Origin of the sequence: Phenylobacterium sp. SCN 70-31, from assembly GCF_001724605.1 — a bacterium.
Taxonomy (GTDB): Bacteria; Pseudomonadota; Alphaproteobacteria; order Caulobacterales; family Caulobacteraceae; genus Phenylobacterium.
Window position 1 is genome coordinate 41929 of sequence record NZ_MEEX01000018.1, and the last position, 26239, is coordinate 68167.

Here is a 26239-nt window from a genome sequence, read left to right on the forward strand (position 1 = left end):
TACAAGGCTCCGAATGACGCCCTTCGCTCTCGCTCTCGCCCTGTTCGCCCAAGACCCCGCCGCGGCGGAAACGGCCCCCGCGCCCGCGCCGGCGGCCGCCCCGGCGCCGGAGGATCGCCTGCCCCCCGGCGCCCCGCGGGAGGACTACCCCTTCGTGGCCTGGTGCTACGGCGCCCTGCGCGGCTACCTCGACCTGCACGACGAGATGATGCCCGAGGTGACCCGCATCGAGAAACAGTTCCGCAAGCCGGGGACCCGCCTCGAGGACGACCTCAAGGTCTACGCCGACATGCGGCGCGACGGCCGCGTGCGACTCCAGCAGTTCCAGGCCGCCCTGACCGCCGCCGAGAAGGCCTCGGTCCGCCCGATCAACGCGACCGGCGCCGTGGCCGTGCGCCAGGGCCGGCAGATCTGGAACACCGGCCCCGAGGTGACCAAGGCGCGCAAGGCTCAGGAATGGATGAGCTGGGCCCTGCCCGTACGCTGCGAGACGGTGTCCGCGTCGCTGGAGAGCCGCTCGAACCTCATCGGCGCCACGCTGCGGGCCAACCAGCAGGAGGTGCGTCCCTCCGCGACGGACGACGCCCTTCAGGCCACCGTGACGCCCGAGCCTCACCCCGCCACCGCCGCCCCCGGCGAAGCCGCCGCGCCGGAAACCCCGTAACGGAAGCCTCCCGTAAAGGGAGCCCCGTCTAGGCCTTGCGTTTCTGCGCCAGCGCGGTGCAACTCGCCGAGCCGATCGGGCCCCGCTCGTCGTAGACGAGGCATTCGCCGACGGCGATCCCGTCGCTGGCTCCGTGGTTGATGACGTCGAAGCCCACCCACTCCGAGACCGGATCGCGGTGGAGATAGAGCGTCAGGTCCGAGTTGATGTAGCCCAGGCCCTGGTCGCCGGCGTTGGCGAACGGGCTGGCGAAATCGGCGGCGGTCGCGACGCGCGCGTAAGGGGTGAAGGCCTCGCCTTCCACCAGTTCCCGCACCTCGGCCATCCAGAGCCGGCGCGGCATGCCGGGCTGGCCGAAGCCGCCCGAGATGGGCCGCACGGTCCACATGCCGCCCATGGCGCCGCGGCCGTCGTCGGGCGGGACGATGTCGGCGGGCTTGGGCGCGTCCCAGGGCTCGGGCGTCCAGACGTCGCCCGGCGGGTTCTCGGTGCGCCGCAGGAGCTGGCAGGTGGCGCGGCCGGCGCTCTGTCCGCCCGAGATGAATTCGGCGTCCACCACCTTGATACGATAGCCGTCCTTCACCACGCGGGTCACCACCTCGACCGGCGACAGGTCGGGCAGCCGGTACATGTCGACCGTGAGGCGCGCCGGCATGTAGTCGGGGGTGCGGAACTGGCGCTCGATCTCGGCGCCCAGCAGGCCGATGATCAGCCGGCCGTGCAGGCTGTCCCGGCTCCAGGGGCCGACACCGGCGCGGGTGGGAAGGAAACGCCCCTGGGCGTCCTTTCGAAAGAAGGGTTCGTTCGTCATGGCGGCGGGAACCTGCCGCAACCGCCTGCGCTTGACCAGAGGGTCAGGCTTGCCTGGAGATTCGAGCCTCGACGGCGGCTTCGGGCTCGTCGCGCGCCAGGATGGCGGTCACCGCCATGTCGCCGGTGACGTTGCCGAGCGTGCGGAAGATGTCGGGCACCACCTCCACCGCCAGCAGGATCGGCAGCAGTTCGATGGGCAGGCCCAGCGCCAGGCAGATCGGCGCCACGCTGACGATGAACGACACCTGCCCCGGAAGCCCGACCGAGCCCACGCTCACCGCCAGGGCCACCAGCACCGCGCCGGCGTACTGGAGCGGCGTGGGCTCGATCCCGTACACGTGGGCGACGAACAGGCAGACGGCGAGATTCACCGCTGGGCTGGTCATGCGGAAGATCGCGACGGCCAGGGGCAGCACCAGGTTGGCGATCCGGGGCGGGACGCCGAGGTTGTCCCGGGATCGCTCGATCATCGCCGGCAGGCAGGCCAGCGACGACTGGGTGGCGAAGGCCGTGGCCAGGACCGGTGAGGTGGCCTGGGCCCAGCGCGTCAAAGGAACGCGCCCGACGGTCACGGCGAGCAGGTAGGCCAGAATGCTGACGGCCAGCCCCGCGGCCGAAGCCACCACGATGTACTGGCCCAGAACGCCGGCGACGCCCGCCCCCGCCCTCAGGCCCACACCCAGCGCCAGGGCGAAGACCCCCAGCGGCGCGGCCAGCAGCACCCAGCGTACGATGACGATCATCGCATCGCCCAGCGCCTGGAACACCTCGAGCAGCGTCCGGCCGCGCCCGTCGGGGAGGCGCGTCAGGGCGAAGCCGACGAAGACGGCGAAGACCACCACCGGCAGGACCGCGTCCTCGGCGGCGGCGCGGACCGGGTTGGCCGGCGCCAGGCTCCGCACCCAGGCGGCGAAGTCGGGCGACGTGGCCGCGCTGTCCAACGGGGTCTCCGCGCCCGCGCGCAGGGCCGCGGCGGCCGCCTCGGCGACGGGCCAGACCGAGAGCAGGCCGTTCACCAGGAAGATCGCCGTCAGCGCCGAGACCGCCAGCAGGCCCGCGAACCAGGCCACGGCGCGCCCGGCGAGCCGTCCGGTCGCGGCCGCGTCCGCGACCTGGGCGATGCCGGTCACCAGCACCGCGAAGATCAGCGGGATCACGGTCATGCGCAACGCGTTGAGCCAGAGGCCGCCGACGGCCTCCACCGCCTCGACGACCCGCGCGCCGCCCGCGCCGCCGCCCCAGGCCACGGCCGCGCCCGCCGCCAGGCCGAGCGCGAGCGCCAGCAGGACCTGCACGCTCAGGGTCTTCAGGAATTTCAAGGCCGCCCCGCTCCGCCCCTCATGGGCGCGCTCCGATCTGGCCAGCCCCGCAGGCCGGGGGCAAGAGGCGGGTGTCAGCCGGGCCGGGTGCGGTAGCGAACCGAGATGGACGCGGGCGCCGACGTGTCGGCGTCGCGCAGGCGGTCGGCGATGTCATGCAGCGCCGCGTCCTGGTCGCCGTAGCGCGCCAGTTCAAATCCTTCGCTGCGGACGATCCACTCGTCCGCGTCCTCGACAACTTCGTAGCGCATAGGAGACCCGTTCTAGGCCCACGCATGTACGAACCCCGCTGCGCTGCAACAACTGCGCGCATCGTCGCAGCCAAGCTCACCTGCGACGCGAGCGGATCTCGACGTCGCATATGGTGAAGGCGGCGCCCCTTTCGCGCTTCAACGCCTCGACCTGCGCCTGGAACCCGGGGCCTCGCGGGTCGGCCACCTCGATGGCAGGCCGCTCGGCCGGCGGCATGTCGGCCATCAGGCGCACCTTCAGCATCAGGTCCGGGACTTTGGGCGGCTCGCCCGGGGCGACCGACAGGATCGCCGGCAACCCGTCCACCACCCGCCCGACCACGGTGTACTCGTGGTCCAGCCGCCGGGCGGACGCGCGCATGAAGAAGATCTCGCTGTTGGCCGTACCGGGATCGGCCTGTCGGCCCATACCCACCACGCCGGGGCAATAGGCGCCCCAGCCGCGCAGGCGGGGGTCGGCGCCGCGCGCCTGTTCGCCGGCCGAGACCGCCTGGATGGGCGTCGCGCCCACGAATCCCTCGCGCGAGTCGCTGCGCGAGACGGCGATCACCGCCTGTTCGGCCGGGATGCGGAAGCTGAACTCGGGCGCCAGGTCGGGATGGCGGGAGGTTCCGCCGTCGCGGTTGTCCGGGTTGCCCGTCTGGGCGACGAAGCCGTCGATGACGCGGTGGAACTGAAGGCCGTCATAGACGCCCTCGCGCGCCAGCAGCCGGATCCGCTCCACCGCCTTGGGCGCGATCTCCGGACGCAGTTCGACCACCACCTGACCCTTGGTGGTGCCGATCACCAGGGTGTTCTCGGGGTCCAGCGACCGCCAGTCGCCCGCGAAGGCCACGCCCGGCGCCATGCCCATAATAGCCGCGCACACCGTCATCGTCCGCCGCATCGCGCCCCTCCCGGCTCTGGAGTCCCGAGAGGGGCAGGCCTGCGGCCGCCGGTCAACGTTTCCGGCAGAGCAGGTCGCGGATGACCGTCGAGCGCCCGACATACTGGCCGTCGGGACCGATCGCCTGGTTCGCGCGCGTGCTGGAGTCGAACCAGACGGACCGGCCGAGACCGGCGCGCTGGCAGAAGGTGTCCGCGCCACGCTGCCCCGCCGCAACGTCGACGCCGCCGAGGGTCGGCCGGGCGAAGAAGACCGTGGAGTCGCCTTCGACGCCGCGCGACGTCGAACCCCCGCCCGGCCAGCCGCCGCCAGGATGACCGCCGCCGCCCGGATAGCCGCCGCCCGGACCGCCGCCAGGCCGACCCACGGGTTCGAGCGAGGTGATCTGCTCGGCCAGGCCGTAGGCGTTCAGATGGGGAACGTCTCCGCGCACCTCCTGGCAACGGCCCTTGAACTGGTCGTGCTCGCAGATCCGCCAGGTCCCTTCGAAGCGCGCGCTGCGGGCGCGGTCGTTGAACCGCCACTTGCCGAGGTCGGACACCGACTGGGTGATGGTGACGGAATTCCCCTGGAAATTGGGCTGGTCGTACAGCGTGGCCGTGGCGCCGCGACCGGGCTGGGCCTGGGCTGCGCCCGCCAGGGCGCAGGCGGCGATCAGGGTGGAGATGGCGATCCGCGTCGCGGGCTTGTTCATGGGGGGCTCCTCAGCCAATCCTGGCGTCAGCTTGAGCGTGCATCGCATGAACCGTCGCTGAAGCGCAGGGCCAGCTTCCGGTCAGCGACATAAATTCCCATTCGGAACCAATATAGTTCTTCCGAGCACATTTATCCCCAACACAGAAGGATTATCTTCTCCCTCGAACGGAGCGCACGGCGCCCCTACCCAGAGGGAGTGATGACGATGATCGACCGCAGACCCTTCGCGCGCCTCGGCGGCGCCGACCACGGATGGCTCAAGGCCCGCCACCACTTCTCGTTCGCCAGCTACCACGATCCCGACAACATGGGCTGGGGCCCGATCCGGGTGTGGAACGACGACGAGATCGCCCCGAACTCCGGCTTCCCGCCGCACCCCCATGCGGACATGGAGATCGTCACCTACGTCCGCTCGGGCGCGATCACCCACCAGGACAGCCTGGGCAACCAGGGCCGGACCGAGGCGGGCGATGTGCAGGTGATGAGCGCCGGTTCGGGCATCCGCCACGCGGAATACAACCTGGAGCCCGAAACCACGACGCTGTTCCAGATCTGGATCGAGCCGACGCAACGCGGCGGCGCGCCCAGCTGGGGCGCCCGACCCTTCCCCAGGGGCGACCGGGCCGGGAAGTTCGTCACCCTGGCCAGCGGCGTCCCGGGCGACGACGACGCCCTGCCGATCCGCACGGATGGACGGGTGGCCGGCGCCACGCTGAAGGCCGGTGAAACGACCGAGTATGTGCTGGGCAAGGGCCGCCACGCCTACCTGGTGTCGGCGGTCGGCAGCATCGAGGTCAACGGCGTTCGCCTGAACGCCCGCGACGGGGCGGCGGTGCGGGACGAGGATGTACTGACGGTCACCGCCCTGGAAGACGCTGAAATCGTGCTGGTGGACGCGGCCTGACGGGCCGAGCCCACGCCAGAAATGCGATGGGCCTGAAATGCGATGGGCCCGAGGCTGGGGCGGCCTCGGGCCCTTTTTCGCACGTCCGCTACGGAAGGGGGAGCTAGCGGGCGGCGAACGTCTGGGCCTGGGGCAGGGCGGCCAGACGCAGGTCGGCGAACTTTTCGACGAGTTCCTGCTCCACCGCGGCGCGGCAGGCGACGGCGCGGCTCAGTCGGACTTCGTTGCGGCAGAAATCGCGGGCGGCGCGCTCGGCGCGGGCCTGGAACACCGCCGAGCCTTCGGCGGTCGTCACGTCGAGATCGGCGACCTTCACGGCGGGAGCGGCCAGGGCCGAGGCGGGAAGCGCGGCTATCGGGAGCGCGGCCAGGGCCAGCATGGCGAGGCCGGAAATCTTGGCGGTCAGGTCGGTCATCGACGTTTCCTTCGGAGCGGTTTGTGCTCCGGCGGTGATGTCCGCCGGCAAGGAAACGAATACTTCGACAGGTGGATCAACACCCGTGAATATGGAGTAATGACATCGATTTAAGATAATTACGCAGACTTAATACTTTAACACCCCGTAATGCTGAGGCGACATCAGTGCAGACGCGTCGGCTCCACCACGGTCTGGCGCCACTCGCCGTCGTCGTCGCAAATCAGCACGGGCCAGGGCTGCTCGATCAGCCTCAGCCAGTCGCCGGCCGCCGCCAGCGCCTCGTCCCGGGTCTCGTAGGCGCCCAGGTCGCCGGCCTCCGCGTCCTGAAGCACCCAGTGGCCGCTGCGGGCGCGAACCGTGAAGTCGAACATCGAATCGGTCCTTCAACCTTCGACCACTGTCCGGCCGAAGTGTTGCCGAAAGGCGAAAAGCGGGCCCGCCAGGCCTGCGGCGCGCGGACGCAGGAAGGCGACGCCCCCGTCTCGCGGGGAACCAAGGCCACGCTTGGGCGTTGGGCTTGCGGGGTAGGCTGTCAGGCGCCGACGACCGGCCCCTACGGGGCCGAGGGGCTGCACTTTTCATTTGCGGGATGCACGGATGCCGAGTGAATTCGCCGACGCGGGTATTGGAGTCCGGGGAATGACGAGCCAGAGCGATCTGCAGGGACTTCGTGTCCTTGTCGTCGAAGACGAGATGATGGTCTCGATGCTGATCGAGGACATGCTGGCCGACCTCGGCTGCGTGGTGGTCGGACCGGCCGCCCGGCTGGAGGAAGCCATAGACCTGGCCAACCGCGCCGAACTGGACTGCGCCGTCCTGGACGTGAACCTGGGCGGGCAGCCGATCTTCCCGCTCGCGGACCTGCTCCGGGCGAAAGGCGCGCCCTTCGCCTTCGCCACAGGCTATGGCGATGCGGGTCTCCGGGATGTCGACAAGGGTTCGCCCGTCCTGCAGAAGCCTTTCCGCGAGGGCGATCTGGCGCGCGTCCTGGGCGAGTTGCGCGCGCGCGGCTGAGCGTAGGCGGGGCGGTCTACAGGTAGGCGAGCCCGCTGGCGGACCAGTCGCTGGCCAGCAGGCTCAGCGAGCCGGCGAGCGCGAGCAAGAGTTTCACGGTCCCGGTCTCCCTTCGTCCGACGGCTGCGCCGGACGCCCTGGAGATAAGGATTGGACCGCGTCTCGAACAGTGACGCTTTGCGCAGACGGGCTCTGCGGAAACGGGGGCGCGGTCGCATCCGGACCCCGGCGCCCGCGAGCTCAGCTTTCCATGTCGTGACGGATCGTCCGGCGGCTGAGCCAGAAGCAGATCATGGGCAGGATCATCAGGGCGGTGGACCACAGCATGGTCTGACGGATGCCCTGGGCGCTGGCGGCCGCACACACCCTGGCCGCCTCGCCCACGGCTTCGTGGCATGTGGAAACGGTGAGGCCGGCGTCGGTCAGCAGCCGGTTCGTCATGAAGTCGTTCGCGATCCCGAACAGCGTCGGCCCCCCGCCCAGGCCGATCATGTTCATCACGAACAGCAGCACAGCGGCCGCCGTGGCGCGCATGCCGGGCGGCACGAGACCCTGCACCCCGCCGTAGACCGGCCCGTACCAGAGCGCATGTCCGATGGTCGGCACGATCAGCAGCAGTAGGGCCAGCGGCAGGTTCGGCGTCAGGAACGCCCACCACAGTATGGGGGTCGAAAGCAACGGGAACACCGCCGGCAGCACACCGTACCAACGCAGGTCGCGGGCCCCGAACCTGTCGGCGAACCAGCCGCCGATGAGCGCGCCGACGATGCCGCCGACTCCCGAGATCACGCCCAACGCCGTGCCGAGAAAGCCGCGCGGCTGCATTCCGAACCCGGCGGCCAGTTCGGTCAGTTCCGGCGTGTAGTTGCGCACGAAGTACGAGGCCAGGAAGTGGGAGTGGGCGTAGGCCACCACCGCATAGAGCGCCGCGCCGATGGCGAAGAACCAGAACGTGGGCTTGCGCGACAGCACCCGCATCGCCGCGCGGAACGGCACGTGCTCGGCGGCGTGCGCCGCCGCGGCCCCGGCCGCCTTGAGCGCCCGTCGGGGCTCCTTGAGCGTGAAGATCGCGAACACCGCCAGCACCAGGCCGGGCATGCCGGCCACGAGGAAGGCCGTCCGCCACCCGTAGGACTCGGCCACCACGGCGCCCATCGCCATGCCGGCCATGGCCCCGATCGGGCCGCCCATCGAATAGACCGACAACGCCATCGCCCGCTTCTCGCGCGGGGTGTACTCGGTCAGCAGCGAGTGGGCGGTGGGCGAGCATCCCGCCTCGCCCACCGCCACGCCCATCCGCGAGGCCACCAGCATCGCGAAGTTCTGGGCGAAGCCGCCCAGCAGCGAGAAGCCGCTCCAGACCGTGAGCGCCAGCGCCAGGATGCGCGGCCGGTCGCCCCGGTCGGCCCAGCGCGCCAGGGGGATGCCCAGCAGCGTGTAGACCACGGCGAAGTAGAAGCCGGCCATGGCGCCCACCTGGCCGTCGGTGAGGTTCAGGTCCTCCTTGATCGGCTCGATCAGGTTGGTGATGACCATCCGGTCCAGGATGTTCACCGCATTGATGAGCATCAGCAGGACGAGGGCGTAGGTCCGGTAGCGCGTGGATACGACCGGCGTATCCGCCGCCGCGGGGCGGGGCGTCTCTCCGACGACGGCTTCGGTCACGATGTTGTCTCCCCCTGGCGCGGACGCGCGTCAGCGCGCCGGCGCGGGCCAGTAGTTCGCCTTGAGCGCCTGCTTCGAGAGCTTGCCCGTCGGCAGTCGCGGCAGCGTCTCCATGAAGTCGAAGCTGCGCGGGATGGTGTGTTTCGCGATCTGTCCGCTCAGGAAGGCGGTCAGCTCGGCGGCCAGCTCGGGCGTGCCGGCGACGCCGGCCGCAGGCTCCACGATGGCCTTCACCTCTTCGCCGAAGTCGGGATTGGGCACGCCGATGACCGCCACGTCGGCCACCTTGGGATGCAGGACCAGGGCGTTCTCGATCGCCTGCGGATAGATGTTCACCCCGCCCGAGATGATCATGAAGCTCTTGCGGTCGGTCAGGAACAGGTAGCCCTGGTCGTCGACGTAGCCGATGTCTCCGACCGAGGTCCAAGTCGGGCGCCTCGGATGCTGGGCGGACGCCGTCTTCGCGTCGTCGTTGTGATAGCGGAACACCAGCGTCGGCTGCTCGAAGTAGATCTGGCCGATCTCGCCGGGCGGCAGATCCTCGCCGTCTTCGCCGCAGATGTGGATGATCCCGGCCCGCGCCCGGCCGACCGATCCGGGCCGCTCCAGCCATTCGGCGCTGGTGATGCTGGTCGAACCGTTGCCCTCGGTGGCGCCGAAGTATTCCTCGATGATCGGCCCCCACCATTCGATCATCGCCCGCTTCACCTCGACCGGACACGGCGCGGCCGAGTGGACGGCGCAGCGATGGCTGGAAAGGTCGTGGGCGCGTCGCTCGGCCTCGCTCATCTTCAGGAAGCGGACGAACATGGTGGGCACCCACTGGCTGTGGGTGACGCGGTGGCGTTCGATCAGGGCCAGCGCGTCGGCCGGTTCGAACCGCTCCATGACGACGGCCGTGCCGCCGAAGTAGTGCGTGCCCAGCACATAGCTCAGCGGGGCCGAGTGATAGAGCGGCGCCGGCGAGAGATAGACCATGTCCGGCCCGAAGCCGTACTTGGCCTGGCTGGGCTTGAGCCGCCAGCCGTCCTCGATCGGACAGTCCTGGAGCGGCCGCTTGATGCCCTTCGGCCGACCGGTGGAGCCCGAGCTGTAGAGCATGAAGTCGCCGGCCCAGTCCTCCACCGGCCCGGGCCCTGCCGCGGCCAGAGCCTGCTCGTACGAGATGAACCCCTTGGCCACGCCATCGACCATCAGGCGCACCGCGCACTGCGGCGCCTGGGCCAGCGCGCCGGCCGCCGTCTCGGCCATCGCCGCCGAGGTCACCAGAACCGAGGCGCTACAGTCGCCCAGGATGAACCCGGCCTCGTCGGCCGTCAGGTAGCGGTTGATGGCGGTGACATACATCCCGCTCTTCAGGGCGGCCCAACAGACCTCCAGGAAGCGTGGATTATTCTCCATCAGGATCGCCAAGTGATCGCCCCGGCGAAGGCCCTGGTCGTGCAGCAGACGCATCAGCCGCCACGTCCGGTCGGCCAGTTCGCCATAGGTGACGACATGGCCGCTGGGCTCGAAGATGAGCGCCGGCTTGTCCGGGGAAACGTCGTGGTGATGCGTCAGAAGCTGCATGGGATCGCTCAGTGGATGAACTCGCCGCCGTTGGCGCTGACGGTCTGGCCGGTGATGTAGCTGGCCTCGTCCGAGGCCAGGAACACGACGAGGGCGGCGATCTCCTCCGGCTGGCCGAAGCGGCCGATGGGAACGCGGGTCCTGGCCTCGTCGGCGTAGTTCGGGATCGTTGCGGTCGCGGCCGTGAAGACGCCGCCCGGCGCCACCACGTTGACGTGGATGTTCCACTTCGCCAGTTCCCGCGCCCAGGTGCGCGTCATGCCCAGCAGCGCGCCCTTGGCGGCGGCGTAGTGCGAGCCGGACCGACCGCCCACCGTGCCCATGGCCGACGAGATGTTGACGATCTTGCCCGCCTTCCGCTGCTTCATGCCCGCCAGGACGATCTGCGCGCAGTGAAAGGCGCCTTTCACGTGGACCCCCAGCATCCGGTCGAGGGCGTCGTCGTCGATGTCCTCGATCGGCATCCGGCGACTCCCGACCCCGGCGTTGTTGACCAGCACGTCGATGATCTCGCCACCCAGCGCCGCCAGGGCGGCGTTCACCGCCGCCGTGACCTCGTCGCGCCGGGCCACGTTGGCTGGGGCGACCTCGGCGCGACCGCCCGCCGCGCGGATCGCCTCGACGGTGGCCTGCGCCGTCTCGGCGTTCAGGTCGTTCACGATCACGGCCGCGCCCCGCGCCCCCAGCAGCATCGCGCAGGCCCGGCCGATGCCGGAGCCGGCGCCCGTGACCAGGGCGATCTTGCCGTCGAAAGCCCCCGAGCTCACGCCGCCTCCGCCTTCTTGATGCTGACCGTGACGATGCCCAGGGCGTAGAGCTTGCCGGCCTCGTCCTCGACGCGGGCGCTGCCCACCGCGGTCGTCCGCCCGAAGTGATCCAGCCGGCCCCGGGCCGAAAGGTTCAGCCGGGCCGGAGCCGCGCGGAGGTAGTTGACCTTGAGTTCGATGGTCACGGTGCTGTCGGTATGGGCCAGCCGCGTGCGCGCCGCCTGCACCACGGCGGAATCGATCATCTGCGCGATGGCCCCGCCGGCCGCGTCGCCGCGACGGTTGGTGGCCCCGGCGTTGCCGTCGAATACGATCACCGCCTCTCCGTCGCCGGGCACCTTGAGCTTGAGGCCCAGGGTCCGGTGGATCGGCGAGGTGTCGTAGAACCCCTCAATCGCGTCGTAGTGCGCGCGATCCATCGCCGCGCCGCTCATTGCGCGCCTTCCTTGGCCTTGGCTTCCAGGAAGGCGGCGGCCTGCTTCTTGGCGGCGTTGGTCTGGCGCATCAGGCGGGTGACGCGGTCGGCGGCATGGGCCGAGACGCTGTAGGGCATCTCCTGGTTCTCGTAGAAGAAGCGCTTGGTCGTGTGGATCGCCAGGTCGTTGTACTGGGCCACCTCGCGCGCCATCGCGAAGGCGCGGTCGGTGACCTCGGCGTCGGGCGCGATCTCGTTGATCATGCCCAGTTGCAGCGCTTCGGCCACGGGAATGCGGCGCCCCGTGATCACCAGCTCGAACGCCTTGCGCATGGGCACGACAGCCGACAGGCCGATCAGGGCGAAGGTGGCGACCAGCCCATGGTGGACTTCCGGATAGCCGAACTGCGTCGTCTCGCCCGCCACCACCATGTCGCACGACATGGCGATGCTGGCGCCCAGGCCCAGGGTCGGGCCGTTCACCGCGGCGATCAGCACCGGGCGGGTGTTGCGGTAGAGGGCGGCCAGGTCCACCGCCATGGACGGCGGCGCCTTGGACTTCACCGGATTGGCCACCTCGTTCAGGTCGACGCCGCCGCAGAAGTTCCGGCCCTCGCCGCGGATCACCACGGCCTTCAGCTCCTGGACCTCCAGCGAGCGCAGGGTGTCGTAGAATTCGACGAACATGGCGTTGGTGAAGGCGTTGCGCTTCTCGGGCCGGTTGAAGACGATCTCGCCGATCCCCTCCTCCGCCTTGCGGAATACGATGTCGCTCATGAACTCTGGCTCCTGGCCACGATGAGCGCGTCCACGGCGACCACGCCGCGTCCTTCTTCGCGCACCATCAGGGGGTTGATGTCGATCTCGCGGTAGTCGTCGGCATGGGCCGCGATGAACCGCGACAGCTCCGCGAGCGCCGCGGCAGCGGCCTCCACGTCGCAACGGGGTCTGCCGCGCGCGCCCAGCAACAGGGGCGCGCCGCGCAGGCTGAGGATCATGTCGCGCGCCTGGTCCGCCGTGACCGGCGCGGGCGCGAAGACCGTGTCGTTTAGAATCTCGAGAAAGACGCCGCCGCTGGCCACCATGACCGACGGGCCGAAGGCCGGGTCCACGAAAGCGCCCAGGGCCAGCTCCACGCCGGCCTCGCGCGGCTGAACCACGATCGCGGCCGCGGGATCGCCGAGCCGCGCGCGCGCCTGGGCCACGCGGTCGTAGGCGTCGGCGACGGAGTCCGCGCCCACCGGGCCGACCACGCCGGCCGCTTCGGTCTTGTGGGCCAGTCCCGGCGCTTCGAGCTTGAGAAACACCGGTCCGCCGGCTTCGCGCTGACGGGCGACGGCGTCGTCGGCGCTGGCCACGGGCCAGGTGGCGACGTGCGGCAAGGCGGCCAGCCCCGCGAGTCGCGTCCGCGCGGCCTCGCCCGCGACGACGCCCAAGTCCCGCCTCCCGAGTTCCCGGCCTACGAAATCCGGACCGGCGGGGTGACCGGCCGACGTGCGCGTTTCGGACACGTCGGCCGGCCTGGCGCGCGGCGCGACCAACCCCAGCGCCTGCACCAGTCGGGTGGGCTCCCGGAACCAGACCACGCCCAGATCTCGCAGCTCGGCCTCGAACTGCGGCGTGGTCAGGCCACAGCACAGCACGGGCTTGCCGCTGGCGGCGACGAAGTCGGCCAGGGAGTCGCGGACGATCGCCTGCACATGGCCCGTCATGCAGGCGTAGGAGAGCCAGATTGCGACGGCGTCCACAGGCTGGGCGTCCATCCAGCGGAGGGCCGCCTCGAACGAGCGCCGGCCCTTGCCGAACAGCGCATAGACATCCAGCGGATTGGCGAAATGGGCCGGCCTCAGGGCGGCCGACTGTTCCGCAGTGGGCGGAACCAGGGCGGCGGGAACCTCCAGGCCGAAACGCTCGGCCGCGTCGAGCGTCACGATGGCGTAGCCGCCCGACGGCGTCACGACGCCCAGCCGGCGCCCCTTCGGCGCACGCCCCGCAGCGACGACCGAGAGCGCGTCCACGAACGCCATCTCGTCGCGCACCACGATGGCGCCGGCCGCCTGCAACGCAGCCTCGAAGATCGCCGCGTCGCCCGCCAGGCTGCCGGTATGCGACGCGATCTGCGCCGCCGCGCCGGCGCCGCGTCCGGTCTTCCACAGGACCACCGGCTTTCCGCGGGCCGTCGCAAGCTCCACCGCCGCCATCAGCCGGCGGCCGTCGCGGCATCCTTCCAGGATCAGCGCCACGCACGCCACCTCGGGGTCGTCGACGACCCACGCCAGGCACTCGGCGGCGTCGACGTCGAACTCGGCGCCCGTGTCGATGACGTACTTGGCGCCCACGCCCCGGTCGCGCAGTCGCGCCGAGCCGAAATAGAGTGTCAGACCGCCGCTCTGGCCGATGACCGCGACAGGCCCCGACCGCTGCGTCTGGCCGATATCGGTGGCGATGGTGACGAACACCTTGCCCGCCACGTCCCGCGACCCGACGGTGTTCGGCCCCATGACCCGGACGCCGCTCTCGGCGATCGCCGCGCGCAGGTCGTCGCCCAGCGAAGGCTCCGAGAAGCCGTCCGCGAAGACCAGCGCCGCCCGGACGCCGCGCACGCCGCATTCCCGCACCGCCGCCGGCGCGCGCTCGGCCGAGACGCAGATCAGCGCCAGGTCGATGTCGCCGGGCGCCTCGGCCAGCGACGCATGGCACGGACGCTCTCCGATCCGATCCTGGCTGGGGCTGACGAGATGGATCGCGCCCGCGTAGCCGGTCGCCTCCAGGGTCGCGAGCACGCGGCCACCCGAACGCGCGCGATCGGGGCTTGCCCCCACCACGGCGACGGCGCGCGGCGCAAGGAACGCCGCCAGGTCGCCGCCGGACGTATCGGACCCGGGCCGCGCGGCCCGCAACGCTGTCATTGGGCCGGGCCGACCTGGGCGTGCGGAACCATGTCGGCCACGACTCCCGCCTGGATCAGCGCGGAGATGGCCTCGTCGGTTCGGCCGATCTCCTTCAGGATTTCGACCGTATGCTCGCCGAACCGCGGCGGCGGCCGCCGGATGCTGGGCGGGGTCTTCGACATCTTCCAGGGCAGGTTCAGGGCCGGCATCTCGCCGACGCCCGGCGCCTCGTAGGACTGGATCATGCCCCTCGCGATGGTCTGGGGATGTTCGAACACAGCCTTGAGGTCGTTGATCGGGCCGCAGACGATGGCGTGGTCGTCGAACTCCTGGCGCCACTGGGCCGCCGGCTTGGCCAGCATCGCCTCGTGGACCAGCGGGTACAGGACTTCTTCGTGGGCCACCCGCGCATAGGGCGTCGCGAACCGCTCGTCCTCGATCCATTCGGGATGGCCCAGCAGCCGGCAGAAGTCGGGCCACTGACGCTGCCCGGGCACCGCCTGGAGATAGACGCCATCCGCGCACTTGAACGCCGCCGAGGGGACGCGCTGCGGATTCTCGGTGCCGTGGCGCTCGGGCACCTTGCCGGTGAGCAGGTAGCGGCTGCCGATCACCGACAGCATCGACACCATGATGTCGAACATCGCGAGGTCGATGTGCTGCCCCTCGCCCGTCCGCTCGCGATAGTAGAGCGCGCCCTGGATGGCGGCGAAGCCGTAGATGCCGGTCGAGACGTCGGCGACCGGCGCCATGCTCTTCACCGGAGTCCGGCCCTTTTCGCCGGTGATGCTCATGAACCCGCTGCCGGCCTGCAACACCGGGTCGTAGCCGCGCTTTCCACGGTCGGGGCCCGTCTGCCCGTAGCCCGAGACCGAGTGGTAGATCACACGCGGATTGATCGCCCGGATCGCCTCGTAGCCCACGCCCAGACGGTCGGCGGCGCCGGGGGTGAAGTTCTGCATCACCACGTCCGCGCCCCGGGCGAGATCCAGGATCACCTCCAGCCCCTCGGGCCGCTTCATGTCGACGGCGATGGTCCGCTTCGAGCGGTTGTTGGTGGCGTAGTAGGCGCTGAGTCCGCCCTTGAACGGCGGCCAGACGCGGCTCTCGTCCTTGCTGCGGGGATGCTCGACGAAGATCACGTCGGCGCCGAACTCAGCCAGCATCATCGAGGTCAGGGGACCGGCCACGCCGCGCGACAGGTCCAGGACCTTCACGCCGGCGAACATGTCCTGCGGGGGCTGGGTGGTCATGACGCGAGCGCCCTCTTGCTGCGGCCGAACTTCCCCAGGCGACCGGGGAGCGGATGGGCCAGTTTCTCCTCGAGGAACCGGTAGGCCTCGAGCACGATGTCCAGGTCGACGCCGGTCTCGACGCCCGCGTCCTCGCAGAGGTGCAGCAGGTCTTCGGTCGAGATGTTGCCGGTCGAATTGCGGGTCTGGGGCGAGCCGCCGATCCCGCCGACCGCGCTGTCGAAGCGGGTGGCCCCCGCGTCCATTGCCGCCAGCACATTGGCCAGGCCGAGGCCACGGGTGTCGTGGAAATGCAGCGACAGCGGCGTGTCCGGAAAAGCGTCCAGGGTGGCGCCCACCATCCGGGCGACCTGGGCCGGGCCGCCCTCGCCCGAGGTGTCGCCCAGACAGACTTCGGTGGCGCCCGCCTCGTGCAGGCCGCGCGCCAGGCGCAGCACCCGGTCGAACGGGACCTCGCCTTCCGCCGAGCACCCGAAGGCCTTGGCCACCACCGCGATGACGCCCAGGCCGTTGGCGCGCGCCTCGGCGACCGCCAGGGCGGCGGAAGCCAGGTTGTCGTCCTGGGTCCTGTCGGGCCGGTAGTCGGCGAGACTTGCGGAGATGAACACCGAGATCACCGGCATGTCGGCGTCGATCGCCCGCCGCACGCCCGCCACGTTCGGGACGGTGGCGTCGTAGATCGTCCCCGGTCTCCGGGTCACCGCGGCCATCACGTCGGCCGCGTCCGCCATGTGCGGCATCACCTTGGGGCTCACGAACGAGACGGCGTTGATCTGCGGAAAGCCGGCGTCCGACAGCAGGTCGATGAACGCCACCTTGTCCCGGGTGGACAGGTGCGTCGTCTCGGCCTGAAGGCCGTCGCGCGGCGAGACTTCTCGCAGATGGATGCGGCTGGGGTAGCGCAAGTTCCCGTCCCATTTGTTCGTTTATCGAACAATATACTAGATAACGAACACAGACCTAGCGGGGGCGTTTTCGGCCGTCAAGGCCGGACCAGGGCGGGTTTTCGAGAATTTCAGGCGCCGTGGCGGAAGCCCGGACGCAGCGCCGTACGCCTGCGGCCCCCAAGGTCCGCAGCGCAGCGCCGGGCCGGAAGGCGGCCCTGTCCATCTGTTTCGCCGACGCCTGCGAGCGCCGCTCCAGGGTTCGGCCCGGGGAGGGGCCGGCCGCGACTACGCGATCAGCTGGCGAAGCCGTCGCTGGATGTCGAGCATCAAGGGCAGGAACTCGGCGAGCATCCGCTCGACCGACACATGGCGCGCCACCACGCCGATGTTCAGGCCGGCCGTCACGCGGCCCGCGCCGTCCACCAGGGGGACCGCGATGGAGCGCAACCCCTGGCCGGTCTCCTCGTCGTTGATCGAGTAGCCCTGGTCGCGGACGCGCGCGAGTTCCGCCATCAGGTCCGGGATCGCGGTCAGGGTCTTGTCCGTCACCTTGGGCCGCTCGGCCGATTCCAGCAGCGCGCGAGCCTGGTCCTCCGGCCAGCTCGCCAGGATCACCCGCCCCAGCGACGCCCCGTAGGCCGGCAACCGGCCGCCGACGCTGCGGCTGACCGTCAGGGCGCGAGCGGGATCCATCGCGCGGGCGAGGTAGACGATCTGGGTCCCGTCCAGCTTCGCCACGGCGCTGGTCTCGCCGGTCTTCCGCGTCAGTTCCTCGAGGAAAGGCTGGACGATGCTGATGAAGGGCGTCGACGACAGGTAGGCGTACCCCAGGCGCAGCATCCGGGGGGTCAGAGAGAAGAACTTCCCGTCGTAGTCGGCGTATCCCAGGCGGGTCAGAGTCAGCAGGCAACGCCGGACCGTGGCGCGTTCCAGCCCGACCCGCTCGGCCACCTGGCTGATGGTCAGCCGCTGGTCCTGGTCGCCGAACACCTCGATCACCGCCAACCCCTTGGCGAAGCCCGCGATGAACTCGGGATCCTGCTCGGCCAGGATCGCGGCGTAGGGGAATTTCGTCTTCATGCCTCTCCCTGGGCCTCTCCCTGGGGCCTCTCCCCTCAGGCCTCTCCCTGGGCTGCGACTCCCGCCGCCCGATCCCAGGCCTGCTCCTGGCGCCAAGCGATACCACAACCTCGCCGGGCAACCCCATTCCCACCCCCGAGCGCACGCCGCCGACGCCCTGTTGACACGTCGCGACGCTTGGTATTTTGTTCGTTATCTAGATTAGTGTTCGATTATCGCACAAATAGCAAGCCCCTCCGGAGAGCTTGCAGGCGAAGTCGGGAGGATTGTCTTGACCGAGATCGTAGAGGCGGCGCCGCCCGTGCTGGCGGAACGCAGGGGCGCCGTCGCCGTGGTGACCCTGAATCGCCCGGCGGCGCGCAATGCGCTGAACCGCGCCCTCCTGGCCGCCCTGCACGAACATCTCCATGCGGCGATGGAGGACGATTCGGTCCGCGCCGTCGTCCTGACCGGAGCCGGCCCCGCCTTCTGCGCCGGCGCCGACCTGCGCGAAGCCCTGGACACGCCGCCCGGCGCCGAAGGTTTCTGGCTTCAGTACGACCGGTCGGGCCAGTCGCTCGACCTGCACCGCCTGTTGCCCAGGCTTCCCAAGCCCGTCATCGCCGCAGTCAACGGCTTCGCCCTGGGCGGCGGCTGCGGGGTCGCCATGTCGTGCGACCTCGTGATCGCCAGCGACCAGGCCACCTTCGGCTATCCCGAGGTGGCCCAGGGCCTGGTCGCGGCGATGGTGATGGTCAGCCTGAGCCGTATCGTCGGCCGCCGCCAGGCCCTGGACCTGCTGCTGACCGGCCGCAAGCTGACTGCGGCCGACGCGCTCGGCCTGGGCCTCGTCAACCGGGTGGCCCCACACGGCGACCTTCTGGACCAGGCGGTCGCCTACGCCGAGGAGGTCGCCCAGCACAGCGCCCAGGCGCTGCGGATGACCAAGTCGCTCTACTACAACGTGGCCGAACTCGACTTGGACCGCGCGCTCGACTACGCCCGCGACTTCAACCAGATGCTCCGGCAGACCAAGCCGGCCGCCGGCGGCGCCTTCGCCGCCAAGGCGCGGTCATGAGCGCCGGCCCGATCCAGGTCGAGGTGGACGGTGGCGTGGCCACCGTGTCGCTCGACCGCCCCGAGTCGCTGAACGCGCTCTCGAACGGCCTCCTGGAGGCCATCGTGGCCACTTTCGCGCGCCTCGACGAAGACCCGGAGGTCCGCTGTGCGGTGCTGCGCGGCGCCGGGCGGGCCTTCTGCGTGGGCGCCGACATCAAGGAACGCGGGACCATGTCCCAGGACGCGGTCCGCGCCCGACGTCGCCTGGCGCCCCTGGCCTTCGGCGCCATGCGCCGGTTCTCCCGTCCGGTCGTCGCCCAGGTGCACGGCTACGCCATCGGCAGCGGCCTGGAACTGGCCCTGGGCTGCGACTTCATCTACGCGGCCGCCGGCACGGTCATGGGCCTTCCCGAGACCGCCAAGGCCTCGATCCCCGCCGGCGGCGGCACCCAGGTGCTGCCCCGCCTGATCGGCCCGGCGCGGGCCAAGGAGCTGATCTTCACCAGCCGCCGCTTCGCCGCCGAGGACGCCGAGCGCTGGGGACTGGTCAACCGGGTCGTCGCCGCCGACCGGCTGGGCGAGGCCGTAGCCGCGCTCGCCGCGGAACTGGTCGCCGTCTCGCCCACGGCGCTCCAGACGGCCAAACGCGCCATCGACCTGGGCCTCACCACCGACCTCGAGTCGGGGCTCCAGGTCGAAGCCGCGCTCTACGAACGGGTGCTGACCTCCGAGGACCGCCGGGAGGCGGCCGCGGCGGCGGCCGAGAGACGCAGCCCCCGGTACGCGGGCCGCTGACATCCAGACAAAGGACACCGCCGCCGGACGCCGGCGCGGAATTCGGGAGGGGACTATGACGACATTCAGATTCTGGCTCATGGCGGGGTCAGCCGCCTTTGCGGCCCTCGCCGCGACATCGGCGAGCGCGCAGAGCGGCGCCGAGGCGACGTCGGTGGACGAGGTGGTCGTCACCGGCTCCTTCATCGCCGGCACGCCCAAGGATTCGGCCATTCCCGTCGCGATCATCGGCCGCGACGAACTGGAACGCCGCGGTTCGCCCTCGATGCTCGACATCATCAAGACCCTGCCCGTCGTGGGCGGCGTCCTGGGCGAGACCAACAACTTCAACGTCGCGTCCCAGGGCCGCGGCGGCGGCGGCACCATCAACCTGCGCGGCCTGGGCCCGCAACGGACCCTGGTGCTGCTCAACGGCCGCCGGTTCGCCGGCTACGTCTCGGACACCAACCTGCTCCCGGCCGCGGCCATCGGCCGGGTGGAGATCCTGAAGGACGGCGCGGCGGCGACCTACGGCTCGGACGCCATCGGCGGCGTCGCCAACTTCATCACCCGGACCAACTTCGAAGGCCTCGAGGTCCAGGCGGACTATCGCCTGATCCGCGGCGCCGATGACGGCGGCGACTACAGCGCCAGCGCGGTCTACGGCTGGGTGGGCGAGAATTCCAACCTGCTGCTCACCGCCGGCTACCAGCACCGTTCCGAGCTGAGCACCGTCGACCGCAAGTGGTCGCAGCCCACCTACTTCCAGAACCCTTCGGCCTGGTCGCCCAGCGGCAACCCCGGCGGCTGGACCGTCCGCGGCGGACCCGCGGGCACGGGCGCCAACCTGGGCTTCTTCCAGGACGCCAACTGCGCCGCCACCGGGGGCACGCCCACCTTCACCGGGAACACGCCGGCCTGCTATTTCATCTATCTGCCCTTCGACAACCTGGTCGAGGAGCAGGACCAGTACCAACTCTACGGCGAGTTCAACGCCCGCATCGGCGACACCGGCCGGTTCCACGTCGAGGCGCTCTACACCCAGACGTCGCAGCCCGACGTCCGCGCCTCGCCCAGCTTCGCGGCGACCTCGGGGCCGAACGGGCCGGGCGGCGCGAACGCCTTCTTCGTGCCGGCCTCGAACCCTGGCTTCAACACCTTCCTGACCCAGACCGGCAACGCCGCGCTGATCGGCGTGGCCCAGAGCGCGACCGGCACGCTGTGGCGGCCGTTCGGCAACGGCGGCAATCCGTCCACGGGCGGGCTGGGCGGCCAGACCGGCAGCCGCAAGAACGAGGAGTTCCGGGTCTCGGCGAGCCTGAAGGGCGAGACCGGCCACTTCGGGATCAACTACGACCTGGGCGCCACCTACATACGCGAGAAGCAGGACACCCGGGTCACCGACATCCTGATTCCCCGCCTCCAACTCGCCCTGAGCGGCCTGGGCGGCCCGAACTGCCAGGGCGCGACGCCGGGCGCGAACGGCTGCCAGTACTTCAACCCGTTCTCGAACGCGTTCCCGAACAACCCGGCCCTTGGGCTCACCAATCCGGGCTTCGTGTCGGCCAACGCCAACACGAAGGAACTGGTCGCCTGGATGTTCGATCTGCAGTCGCTGCGCAACGACCAGGAGACCGTGGTCCTGGACGCCGTCTTCAACGGCAAGCTGGCGATCAGCCTGCCCGGCGGCCAGATCGGCTGGGCGGCCGGCGCCCAGTACCGCAAGATCCACTTCCAGCAGATGGTCGACAATCCGCTGTTCAACTCGCAGATCACGCCCTGCCCGACCATCGGCTCGACGTCCTGCACCTTCCGAACCGGCCCCTTCACCTTCCTGGGCCAGAGCCGTCCGCTCAGCCTGGAACAGAGCGTCTACGCCCTGTTCGGCGAACTGAACGCGCCCATCACCGACACCGTGAACGCCCAGCTCGCCCTGCGCTACGAGGACTACGGCGGCCTCACGGGGTCGACGACCAACCCGCAGCTCCGCCTGAAGTGGCAGGTGATCGACGGCGTCGCCCTGCGCGGCTCGGTGGGGTCGTCCTTCCGCGGCCCGACGGCGGCGAACGTGGCCCCGACCGGAACCACGGGCCTGACCGGCATCGCCGCGGCCGGCAACAACTCCCGCTCGATCGACTTCTTCGGCAACCCCAACGTCGGGCCCGAGAAGGCCGTCACCTACAGCGTCGGCACGATCGTCCAGATCGAGAACTTCACCGCTACGATCGACTACTGGAACTACCGCCTGCGCGGCCAGATCACCGACGTGCCGGCGAACGTGGTCGCCACCGCGGTCGCGGGGATCGGCAACGGCAGCCAGTTCGTGAACTGCGCCAGCGCCCTGCGCTACCTGATCACCTTCGACAATGGGAACGCCTGCGTCCAGGGCGTCACCCAGGGGACCAACATCGCCCGCGTCCGCTCCGACATCACCAACGGCCCGACGATCCGGACCGACGGCGTCGACGCCGACGTCAACTATCGCTTCCGCGACGTGTGGGAGGGTGTCCTCGACATCGGCGGCAGCCTGACCCACACGATCTCGTACAAGCAGGACGCCTTCGTCTACGGCGGCATCACCGTCACGCCGGCCTACGACGCGGCGGGCTTCACCAACTACGACCGCACCTCGCAGACGATCGCCAAGTGGCGCGGCCAGTTCTACGCCGACTACAGCCGCGGCCCGCACAACCTGCGCTGGACCGTCCACTACACCAGCGGCGCCGACGACAACCGCGGGCCCACGGTGGTCCAGAGCGGGCCGTCGACCAACTGCACCGTGGCCAACGCCCTGGCCGGGACCGCGGTCAACTGCGTCCTGACCACCGATGGCCTGAAGGTGAAGTCCTTCATCAGCCACGACCTGACCTATCGGGTGGAGCTGCCCTGGGACGTGACCGTCACCGCCTCGGTGCTCAACGTCCTGGACCGCGATCCGTCGCGGGCCCGGCTGGTGCTCAACTACGATCCCTTCCTGGGCAACCCCATCGGGCGGTCGTTCAAGCTGGGCGTGAAGAAGACCTTCTAGGCCGAAAGGACTTACTGCCGGGGGCCTCGCTAGCCCCGCACGATGTTTCTTCCTCCGACCGGGCGTATTCCTCCCCGGACGCCTCCGGCGCGGCTCCCCAGGAGCCGCGCCGTCCTTTTCTGGGGCTACATCCCCTTCGCGATCAGCCCCGCCAGCAGCCTGTCGGGCGTGATCGGATAGTCGCGCACGCGCACGCCGCAGGCGTTGTAGACGGCGTTGGCCACCGCGGCGCCGGCCCCCGAGTTGCCCAACTCGCCCACGCCCTTGATCCCCATCGGGTTCGCCTTGTCGTCCACCTCGTCCAGCATGATGGCGTCCAGCTCGCCGATGTCGGCCTGCACCGGCAGCACGTACTGGGCCAGGTCCTGGTTGACGAGCGAGCCGTAGCGCGGATCGACGGGGTTGCCTTCGTGCAGGGCGGAACCCACCCCCCAGATCATCCCGCCGGTGAGCTGGCTGCGGGCGGTCTTGGCGTTGATGATCCGCCCGGCCGCGAACACGCCCAGCATCCGGCGCACGCGCACTTCGCCCGTCACCGGGTCCACGCCCACCTCGCAGTAATGGGCGCCGTAGGTCTGCTGGCTCCACTTCTGCGCGTCCTGCGCCGGCCGGATCTCGCCCTCGACCGTGAGCCCCTCGGGCGCCGCGCGGCGGATCAGATCCGACAGGGTCTCGGAGCGGTTCTCGATGGCGACCACGCCATCCTGGAAGGTGACGTCACCCGGATCGCCGGCGTGCAGAGGCGATCCGGGATCGCCCGTGGCCAGGTCGGCGATCGCCCGGCGCAGGTTCATGCCCGCCATCAGCGCGGCCGAACCGGCGGTCGCCGCGCCGAACTGGCCGCCCGATCCGGGCGCCGGCGGCAGCTCGGAATCGCCGATCTCGACCTTCACCTGGCCCAGCGGCACGCCCAGGGTCTCGGCCGCGATCTGGGCCAGGACCGTGTAGGTGCCGGTCCCGATGTCGGTCATGCCCTGGCGCACGGTGATCACGCCGTCGGCGTCGACCGAGAAGCTGCACTTGGCCGGCAGCAGGAAGTTGCCGCGGATGGCGGCCGCCATGCCCAGGCCCACCAGCCAGCGGCCATCGCGCACCTGGCCGGGCGTCGGCAGCCGCCGGTCCCAGCCGAAGAGCTGGGCTCCCTCGCGCAGGCAGCGCACAAGCTGGCGCTGCGAGAACGGCCGTCCGTTCTCGGGATCGACCTCGGGCTCGTTGCGGATGCGCAGCTCGACGGGGTCCAGGCCGAGCTGCTCGGCCAGCTCGTCCATGGCGCATTCCAGGCTGAGCGTGCCCGAGGCCTCGCCCGGCGCGCGCATGGCCCCGGCGTGCGGCAGGTCCAGTTTCACCAGCCGGTGGCCCGTGAGACGGTTGGGCGCCGCATAGAGACTGCGCGCGAAGTTCGACGCGTGCTCGGTGAAGGCGCCGTCGCGATGACAGTGGGTCCAGGTCATCATCGACATGGCGTTCAGCCGCCCATCGCGCCCGGCGCCCAGCCGCACCCGCTGGACCGTCGCAGGCCGGTGGATCGTGCCGTGCATCATCTGCTGGCGGGTGAAGGCCACCTTGACCGGACGGCCCAGGGCGCGGGCCGCCAGCGCCGCCAAGGTCAGGTCGTCGTAGGTCTGGCCCTTCCCGCCGAAACCGCCGCCGATGTAGCGCGTCAGCAGATGGACATCGTCGCGCCCGATCCCCAGCGTCTCGGCCAGGCCGTGCTGAGCGGGCTTCACCATCTGGACCGAGGTGTGGGCCACGCAGCGGTCCGGCCCCTCCCACCAGGCCAGCGAGGCGCAGGGCTCCATCTGGCAGTGGTTCTGAAGCGGCGTGGTCCAGGTCTCGTCCAGCCGGACCTCGGAGGCGGCGAACCCCGCGTCGAAGTCCCCGATCTCCACGTCCTGCTCGCCCGGGGGCTGGCCGGCGGCGTCCAGGCGTTCGTGGAACGCCACGTCATGCCCTTCGGCCGCATAGCTCAGCCGGATCAGATGCGAGGCGGCGACAGCGTTCTCCAGGGTGTCGGCCACCACGAAGGCCACGGGCTGGCCGAAATAGGCGACCCGGTCGCTCTCCAGCGCCGGCTTCGATCCCTGGGTGCTTCGTGGATGCCCCTTGGTGCCGCGCGGCGGCTGCGCCGGAGCGTTCATGTGCGTCCAGGCCAGCAGCACGCCGGGCGAGGCCTCGGCCGCGGCGATGTCGACGGCGGTGATCCGGCCCCGCGCGATGGCCGCGCCCACCATGACGCCGTAGGCCGGCGGAGACGGGGGCTGGACCTCGTAGGCGTAGGGCGCCGTGCCCGTGACCTTCAGCGGGCCTTCGTACCGATCCACGCCCTTGCCGATCAGGCCGCCGCGGTTGTCCTTGACCGGATTGGGGGCCTCCCAGTCGCTGACCGAGCTCATCCCTGCCCTCCCCCGTTCGCGGCGGCGCGCGCCTCGGCCATCGTGGCGACGGCCAGACGCGCCACCAGCGGGACCTTGAAGTCGTTGCGGCCCAGCGGGCTGGCGCCCGCCAGTTCGCGGCCGATGGCCTCGGCCGGGTCGGCGCCGTCGACCAGCGCCGCCTCGGCCGCCGTGGCCCGCCAGGGCTTCAGCGCCACCATGCCCAGTGCCAGCCGGCCGCCGGCGACCGCCACGCTGGCCAGGCCGCCGGCGTACGACGCCCGGTCCCGGACCTTGCGATAGGCCTGTCCGCCCGTTGGCGCGGGCGGCACGACCACCGCGGTGATCAGCTCGCCGTCGTCCAGCGCCGTCTCCAGATGCGGCGTGTCGCCCGGCGCACGGTGCAGGTCGGCCACGGGGATCGAGCGCGCCCCGCCGCCGGCCGTCAGGGTCTCCACCCGGGCGTCCAGCGCCGTCAGGGCCACGGCCATGTCCGAGGGATGGGTCGCCACGCACGACGGGCTGGCGCCGAAGATGGCGGCGTTGCGGTTCAGCCCCTCCAGCGCCCCGCAACCCGAGCCGGGCTGGCGCTTGTTGCAGGGTTTCGTGGGGTCGTAGAAGTAGGCGCAGCGCGTCCGCTGCAGCAGGTTGCCGCCGACGCGGGCCTTATTGCGGAGCTGGGGCGAGCCCCCCGCCACGATCGCCTCGGACAGCATCGGAAAGCGCGCCCGCACCAACGGATCGGACGCCACCGCCGTGTTGGTCGCCATCGCCCCGATACGCAGGCCGCCCTCGTCCGTCGCCTCGATCCCCGCCATCGGCAGGCGGCCCACGTCGATCAGGTGCGCCGGAGCCTCGATGTCCAGCTTCATCAGGTCCAGCAGGTTGGTGCCGCCGGCGATGAAGCGCGCGCCCGGCGCCTGGGCCGCCTCCACCGCCGCCGCGGCCGAGGCGGCGCGCTCATAGGTGAAGGGCCTCATGCGCGCCCCTCCGCCGCGTCGCGGATCGCCGCCACGATCTGCGGATAGGCCGAGCAGCGGCAGATGTTCCCGCTCATCCGCTCTCGGATCTCGGCGTCGGACAGGGTCGGGGCGGCGCCGCGCGGCGTCTCGGGGCTGGGCGCGCCCGCCTCGAATTCGGCCAGCATCGCCACCGCCGAGCAGATCTGCCCCGGCGTGCAGTAGCCGCACTGGAACGCGTCGTGCGTCAGGAACGCCTGCTGCATCGGGTGGAGCGTCTCGGGCGACCCCAGACCCTCGATGGTCGTCACCTCGTCGCCGTCGTGCATGACCGCCAGCGACAGGCAGGCGTTGATGCGCGTTCCGTTCGCGAGCACCGTGCAGGCGCCGCACTGGCCGTGGTCGCAGCCCTTCTTCGAGCCGGTCAGCTTCAGGTGCTCGCGCAAGGCGTCGAGCAGTGTCGTGCGCGGGTCGAGGTCCAGGGACCGCGCCTCGCCATTGGCGGTGATGTTGATCCTCAACCCGTCCCTCCCGCTAGAGCGCCGCCCTTTTTTGGCGGGCGGTCGTTTCGTATCT

At 70.6% G+C, this 26239-nt stretch carries 25 protein-coding genes; 6 read left to right on the top strand and 19 right to left on the bottom strand.

Translation table 11 applies throughout. The annotated features are described in order from the left end of the window. The first annotated feature begins 13 nt into the window (after positions 1-13). Entirely contained in the window at positions 14-664 is a 651-nt protein-coding gene (locus ABS78_RS14215; protein ID WP_293380377.1) for a hypothetical protein, read from the top strand. A 28-nt stretch (positions 665-692) separates the two neighbouring features. Here ABS78_RS14215 and ABS78_RS14220 read toward each other — a convergent pair whose 3' ends face one another. From ABS78_RS14220 to ABS78_RS14240, 5 genes are all read right to left on the bottom strand, one after another. Next, positions 693-1475 carry a thioesterase family protein gene (locus ABS78_RS14220; protein WP_293380380.1) on the bottom strand — a complete coding sequence of 261 codons (783 nt, stop codon included), beginning with the start codon at positions 1473-1475 and terminating at the stop codon, positions 693-695. A 43-nt stretch (positions 1476-1518) separates the two neighbouring features. Beyond that, positions 1519-2796 carry a cation:dicarboxylase symporter family transporter gene (locus ABS78_RS14225; protein ID WP_293380383.1) on the bottom strand — a complete coding sequence of 426 codons (1278 nt, stop codon included), beginning with the start codon at positions 2794-2796 and terminating at the stop codon, positions 1519-1521. Between the two features lie 74 nt (positions 2797-2870). Then, on the bottom strand, positions 2871-3047 hold the full coding sequence (locus tag ABS78_RS14230) for a hypothetical protein (RefSeq protein WP_293380386.1): 177 nt from the start codon (positions 3045-3047) through the stop codon (positions 2871-2873). Between the two features lie 76 nt (positions 3048-3123). Beyond that, positions 3124-3933, bottom strand: a complete 810-nt coding sequence (locus ABS78_RS14235) for a peptidylprolyl isomerase (RefSeq protein WP_293380389.1) — start codon at positions 3931-3933, stop codon at positions 3124-3126. Positions 3934-3985: 52 nt separating this feature from the next. Next, positions 3986-4627, bottom strand: a complete 642-nt coding sequence (locus ABS78_RS14240) for a beta/gamma crystallin-related protein (RefSeq protein WP_293380391.1) — start codon at positions 4625-4627, stop codon at positions 3986-3988. Between the two features lie 207 nt (positions 4628-4834). Here ABS78_RS14240 and ABS78_RS14245 point away from each other — a divergent pair, with 207 nt between their 5' ends. After that, entirely contained in the window at positions 4835-5533 is a 699-nt protein-coding gene (locus tag ABS78_RS14245; RefSeq protein WP_293380394.1) for a pirin family protein, read from the top strand. A gap of 103 nt (positions 5534-5636) precedes the next feature. On the opposite strand, the gene ABS78_RS14250 is transcribed toward ABS78_RS14245, so the two are convergent. Together ABS78_RS14250 and ABS78_RS14255 are read right to left on the bottom strand one after the other, a co-directional pair. Beyond that, positions 5637-5948, bottom strand: coding sequence for a UrcA family protein (locus ABS78_RS14250; RefSeq protein ID WP_293380396.1), 312 nt, complete (start codon positions 5946-5948; stop codon positions 5637-5639). A 164-nt stretch (positions 5949-6112) separates the two neighbouring features. Then, positions 6113-6322, bottom strand: coding sequence for a hypothetical protein (locus tag ABS78_RS14255; protein WP_293380399.1), 210 nt, complete (start codon positions 6320-6322; stop codon positions 6113-6115). A 268-nt stretch (positions 6323-6590) separates the two neighbouring features. Between ABS78_RS14255 and ABS78_RS14260 the strand changes: the two genes are divergently transcribed. After that, positions 6591-6965, top strand: coding sequence for a response regulator (locus ABS78_RS14260; RefSeq protein WP_293380401.1), 375 nt, complete (start codon positions 6591-6593; stop codon positions 6963-6965). 240 nt (positions 6966-7205) lie between these two features. Here the strand turns inward: ABS78_RS14260 and ABS78_RS14265 are convergent, their stop codons facing one another. From ABS78_RS14265 to ABS78_RS14305, 9 genes are all read right to left on the bottom strand, one after another. Next, positions 7206-8630, bottom strand: coding sequence for an MFS transporter (locus ABS78_RS14265; RefSeq protein ID WP_293380404.1), 1425 nt, complete (start codon positions 8628-8630; stop codon positions 7206-7208). A gap of 30 nt (positions 8631-8660) precedes the next feature. Further along, complete coding sequence (locus ABS78_RS14270) at positions 8661-10199, bottom strand: acyl-CoA synthetase (RefSeq protein WP_293380407.1); 1539 nt, start codon at positions 10197-10199, stop codon at positions 8661-8663. A gap of 8 nt (positions 10200-10207) precedes the next feature. Continuing rightward, positions 10208-10966, bottom strand: coding sequence for an SDR family NAD(P)-dependent oxidoreductase (locus tag ABS78_RS14275; RefSeq protein WP_293380410.1), 759 nt, complete (start codon positions 10964-10966; stop codon positions 10208-10210). Beyond that, positions 10963-11400: a PaaI family thioesterase gene (locus ABS78_RS14280; protein ID WP_293380413.1), complete on the bottom strand. Its 438-nt coding sequence runs from the start codon at positions 11398-11400 to the stop codon at positions 10963-10965. The genes ABS78_RS14275 and ABS78_RS14280 overlap by 4 nt, the downstream gene beginning before the upstream one ends. Further along, positions 11397-12158 (bottom strand): enoyl-CoA hydratase/isomerase family protein, encoded by a 762-nt coding sequence (locus ABS78_RS14285; RefSeq protein WP_293380416.1) that lies wholly within the window; start codon positions 12156-12158, stop codon positions 11397-11399. Before ABS78_RS14285 ends, ABS78_RS14280 begins: the two co-directional genes overlap by 4 nt. Next, positions 12155-14290, bottom strand: a complete 2136-nt coding sequence (locus ABS78_RS14290; RefSeq protein WP_293380419.1) for an acetate--CoA ligase family protein — start codon at positions 14288-14290, stop codon at positions 12155-12157. The genes ABS78_RS14285 and ABS78_RS14290 overlap by 4 nt, the downstream gene beginning before the upstream one ends. Beyond that, complete coding sequence (locus ABS78_RS14295; RefSeq protein WP_293380422.1) at positions 14287-15525, bottom strand: CaiB/BaiF CoA-transferase family protein; 1239 nt, start codon at positions 15523-15525, stop codon at positions 14287-14289. Before ABS78_RS14295 ends, ABS78_RS14290 begins: the two co-directional genes overlap by 4 nt. Beyond that, a complete protein-coding gene (locus ABS78_RS14300) occupies positions 15522-16430 on the bottom strand; it encodes a hydroxymethylglutaryl-CoA lyase (RefSeq protein ID WP_293380425.1) in 909 nt (302 codons plus the stop codon). The genes ABS78_RS14295 and ABS78_RS14300 overlap by 4 nt, the downstream gene beginning before the upstream one ends. A 267-nt stretch (positions 16431-16697) precedes the next feature. Further along, positions 16698-17492, bottom strand: a complete 795-nt coding sequence (locus ABS78_RS14305) for an IclR family transcriptional regulator C-terminal domain-containing protein (protein WP_293380428.1) — start codon at positions 17490-17492, stop codon at positions 16698-16700. Positions 17493-17763: 271 nt separating this feature from the next. Here ABS78_RS14305 and ABS78_RS14310 point away from each other — a divergent pair, with 271 nt between their 5' ends. The 3 genes from ABS78_RS14310 to ABS78_RS14320 are packed head-to-tail and all read left to right on the top strand — an operon-like array spanning position 17764 to position 22332. After that, positions 17764-18549, top strand: coding sequence for an enoyl-CoA hydratase/isomerase family protein (locus tag ABS78_RS14310; RefSeq protein ID WP_293380431.1), 786 nt, complete (start codon positions 17764-17766; stop codon positions 18547-18549). Further along, complete coding sequence (locus ABS78_RS14315) at positions 18546-19325, top strand: enoyl-CoA hydratase-related protein (protein ID WP_293380434.1); 780 nt, start codon at positions 18546-18548, stop codon at positions 19323-19325. The genes ABS78_RS14310 and ABS78_RS14315 overlap by 4 nt, the downstream gene beginning before the upstream one ends. Positions 19326-19380: 55 nt before the next feature. Beyond that, entirely contained in the window at positions 19381-22332 is a 2952-nt protein-coding gene (locus ABS78_RS14320) for a TonB-dependent receptor (RefSeq protein WP_293380437.1), read from the top strand. Between the two features lie 125 nt (positions 22333-22457). On the opposite strand, the gene ABS78_RS14325 is transcribed toward ABS78_RS14320, so the two are convergent. The 3 genes from ABS78_RS14325 to ABS78_RS14335 are packed head-to-tail and all read right to left on the bottom strand — an operon-like array spanning position 22458 to position 26184. Next, positions 22458-24725, bottom strand: coding sequence for a xanthine dehydrogenase family protein molybdopterin-binding subunit (locus ABS78_RS14325; RefSeq protein ID WP_293380440.1), 2268 nt, complete (start codon positions 24723-24725; stop codon positions 22458-22460). Then, on the bottom strand, positions 24722-25684 hold the full coding sequence (locus ABS78_RS14330) for a xanthine dehydrogenase family protein subunit M (RefSeq protein ID WP_293380443.1): 963 nt from the start codon (positions 25682-25684) through the stop codon (positions 24722-24724). The genes ABS78_RS14325 and ABS78_RS14330 overlap by 4 nt, the downstream gene beginning before the upstream one ends. Then, positions 25681-26184: a 2Fe-2S iron-sulfur cluster-binding protein gene (locus ABS78_RS14335; protein ID WP_293380446.1), complete on the bottom strand. Its 504-nt coding sequence runs from the start codon at positions 26182-26184 to the stop codon at positions 25681-25683. The genes ABS78_RS14330 and ABS78_RS14335 overlap by 4 nt, the downstream gene beginning before the upstream one ends. Between the last annotated feature and the right edge of the window lie 55 nt (positions 26185-26239).

Bases quoted from the DNA above. Each gene is read 5' to 3' on its own strand.
- ABS78_RS14320 (WP_293380437.1), top strand. From the start codon at position 19,381: ATGACGACATTCAGATTCTGGCTCATGGCGGGGTCAGCCGCCTTTGCG.
- ABS78_RS14315 (WP_293380434.1), top strand. From the start codon at position 18,546: ATGAGCGCCGGCCCGATCCAGGTCGAGGTGGACGGTGGCGTGGCCACC.
- ABS78_RS14295 (WP_293380422.1), bottom strand. From the start codon at position 15,525: ATGACCACCCAGCCCCCGCAGGACATGTTCGCCGGCGTGAAGGTCCTG.
- ABS78_RS14240 (WP_293380391.1), bottom strand. From the start codon at position 4,627: ATGAACAAGCCCGCGACGCGGATCGCCATCTCCACCCTGATCGCCGCC.
- ABS78_RS14245 (WP_293380394.1), top strand. From the start codon at position 4,835: ATGATCGACCGCAGACCCTTCGCGCGCCTCGGCGGCGCCGACCACGGA.
- ABS78_RS14280 (WP_293380413.1), bottom strand. From the start codon at position 11,400: ATGAGCGGCGCGGCGATGGATCGCGCGCACTACGACGCGATTGAGGGG.
- ABS78_RS14250 (WP_293380396.1), bottom strand. From the start codon at position 5,948: ATGACCGACCTGACCGCCAAGATTTCCGGCCTCGCCATGCTGGCCCTG.
- ABS78_RS14235 (WP_293380389.1), bottom strand. From the start codon at position 3,933: ATGCGGCGGACGATGACGGTGTGCGCGGCTATTATGGGCATGGCGCCG.
- ABS78_RS14215 (WP_293380377.1), top strand. From the start codon at position 14: ATGACGCCCTTCGCTCTCGCTCTCGCCCTGTTCGCCCAAGACCCCGCC.
- ABS78_RS14285 (WP_293380416.1), bottom strand. From the start codon at position 12,158: ATGAGCGACATCGTATTCCGCAAGGCGGAGGAGGGGATCGGCGAGATC.
- ABS78_RS14255 (WP_293380399.1), bottom strand. From the start codon at position 6,322: ATGTTCGACTTCACGGTTCGCGCCCGCAGCGGCCACTGGGTGCTTCAG.
- ABS78_RS14305 (WP_293380428.1), bottom strand. From the start codon at position 17,492: ATGAAGACGAAATTCCCCTACGCCGCGATCCTGGCCGAGCAGGATCCC.
- ABS78_RS14290 (WP_293380419.1), bottom strand. From the start codon at position 14,290: ATGACAGCGTTGCGGGCCGCGCGGCCCGGGTCCGATACGTCCGGCGGC.
- ABS78_RS14270 (WP_293380407.1), bottom strand. From the start codon at position 10,199: ATGCAGCTTCTGACGCATCACCACGACGTTTCCCCGGACAAGCCGGCG.
- ABS78_RS14325 (WP_293380440.1), bottom strand. From the start codon at position 24,725: ATGAGCTCGGTCAGCGACTGGGAGGCCCCCAATCCGGTCAAGGACAAC.
- ABS78_RS14330 (WP_293380443.1), bottom strand. From the start codon at position 25,684: ATGAGGCCCTTCACCTATGAGCGCGCCGCCTCGGCCGCGGCGGCGGTG.
- ABS78_RS14220 (WP_293380380.1), bottom strand. From the start codon at position 1,475: ATGACGAACGAACCCTTCTTTCGAAAGGACGCCCAGGGGCGTTTCCTT.
- ABS78_RS14260 (WP_293380401.1), top strand. From the start codon at position 6,591: ATGACGAGCCAGAGCGATCTGCAGGGACTTCGTGTCCTTGTCGTCGAA.
- ABS78_RS14230 (WP_293380386.1), bottom strand. From the start codon at position 3,047: ATGCGCTACGAAGTTGTCGAGGACGCGGACGAGTGGATCGTCCGCAGC.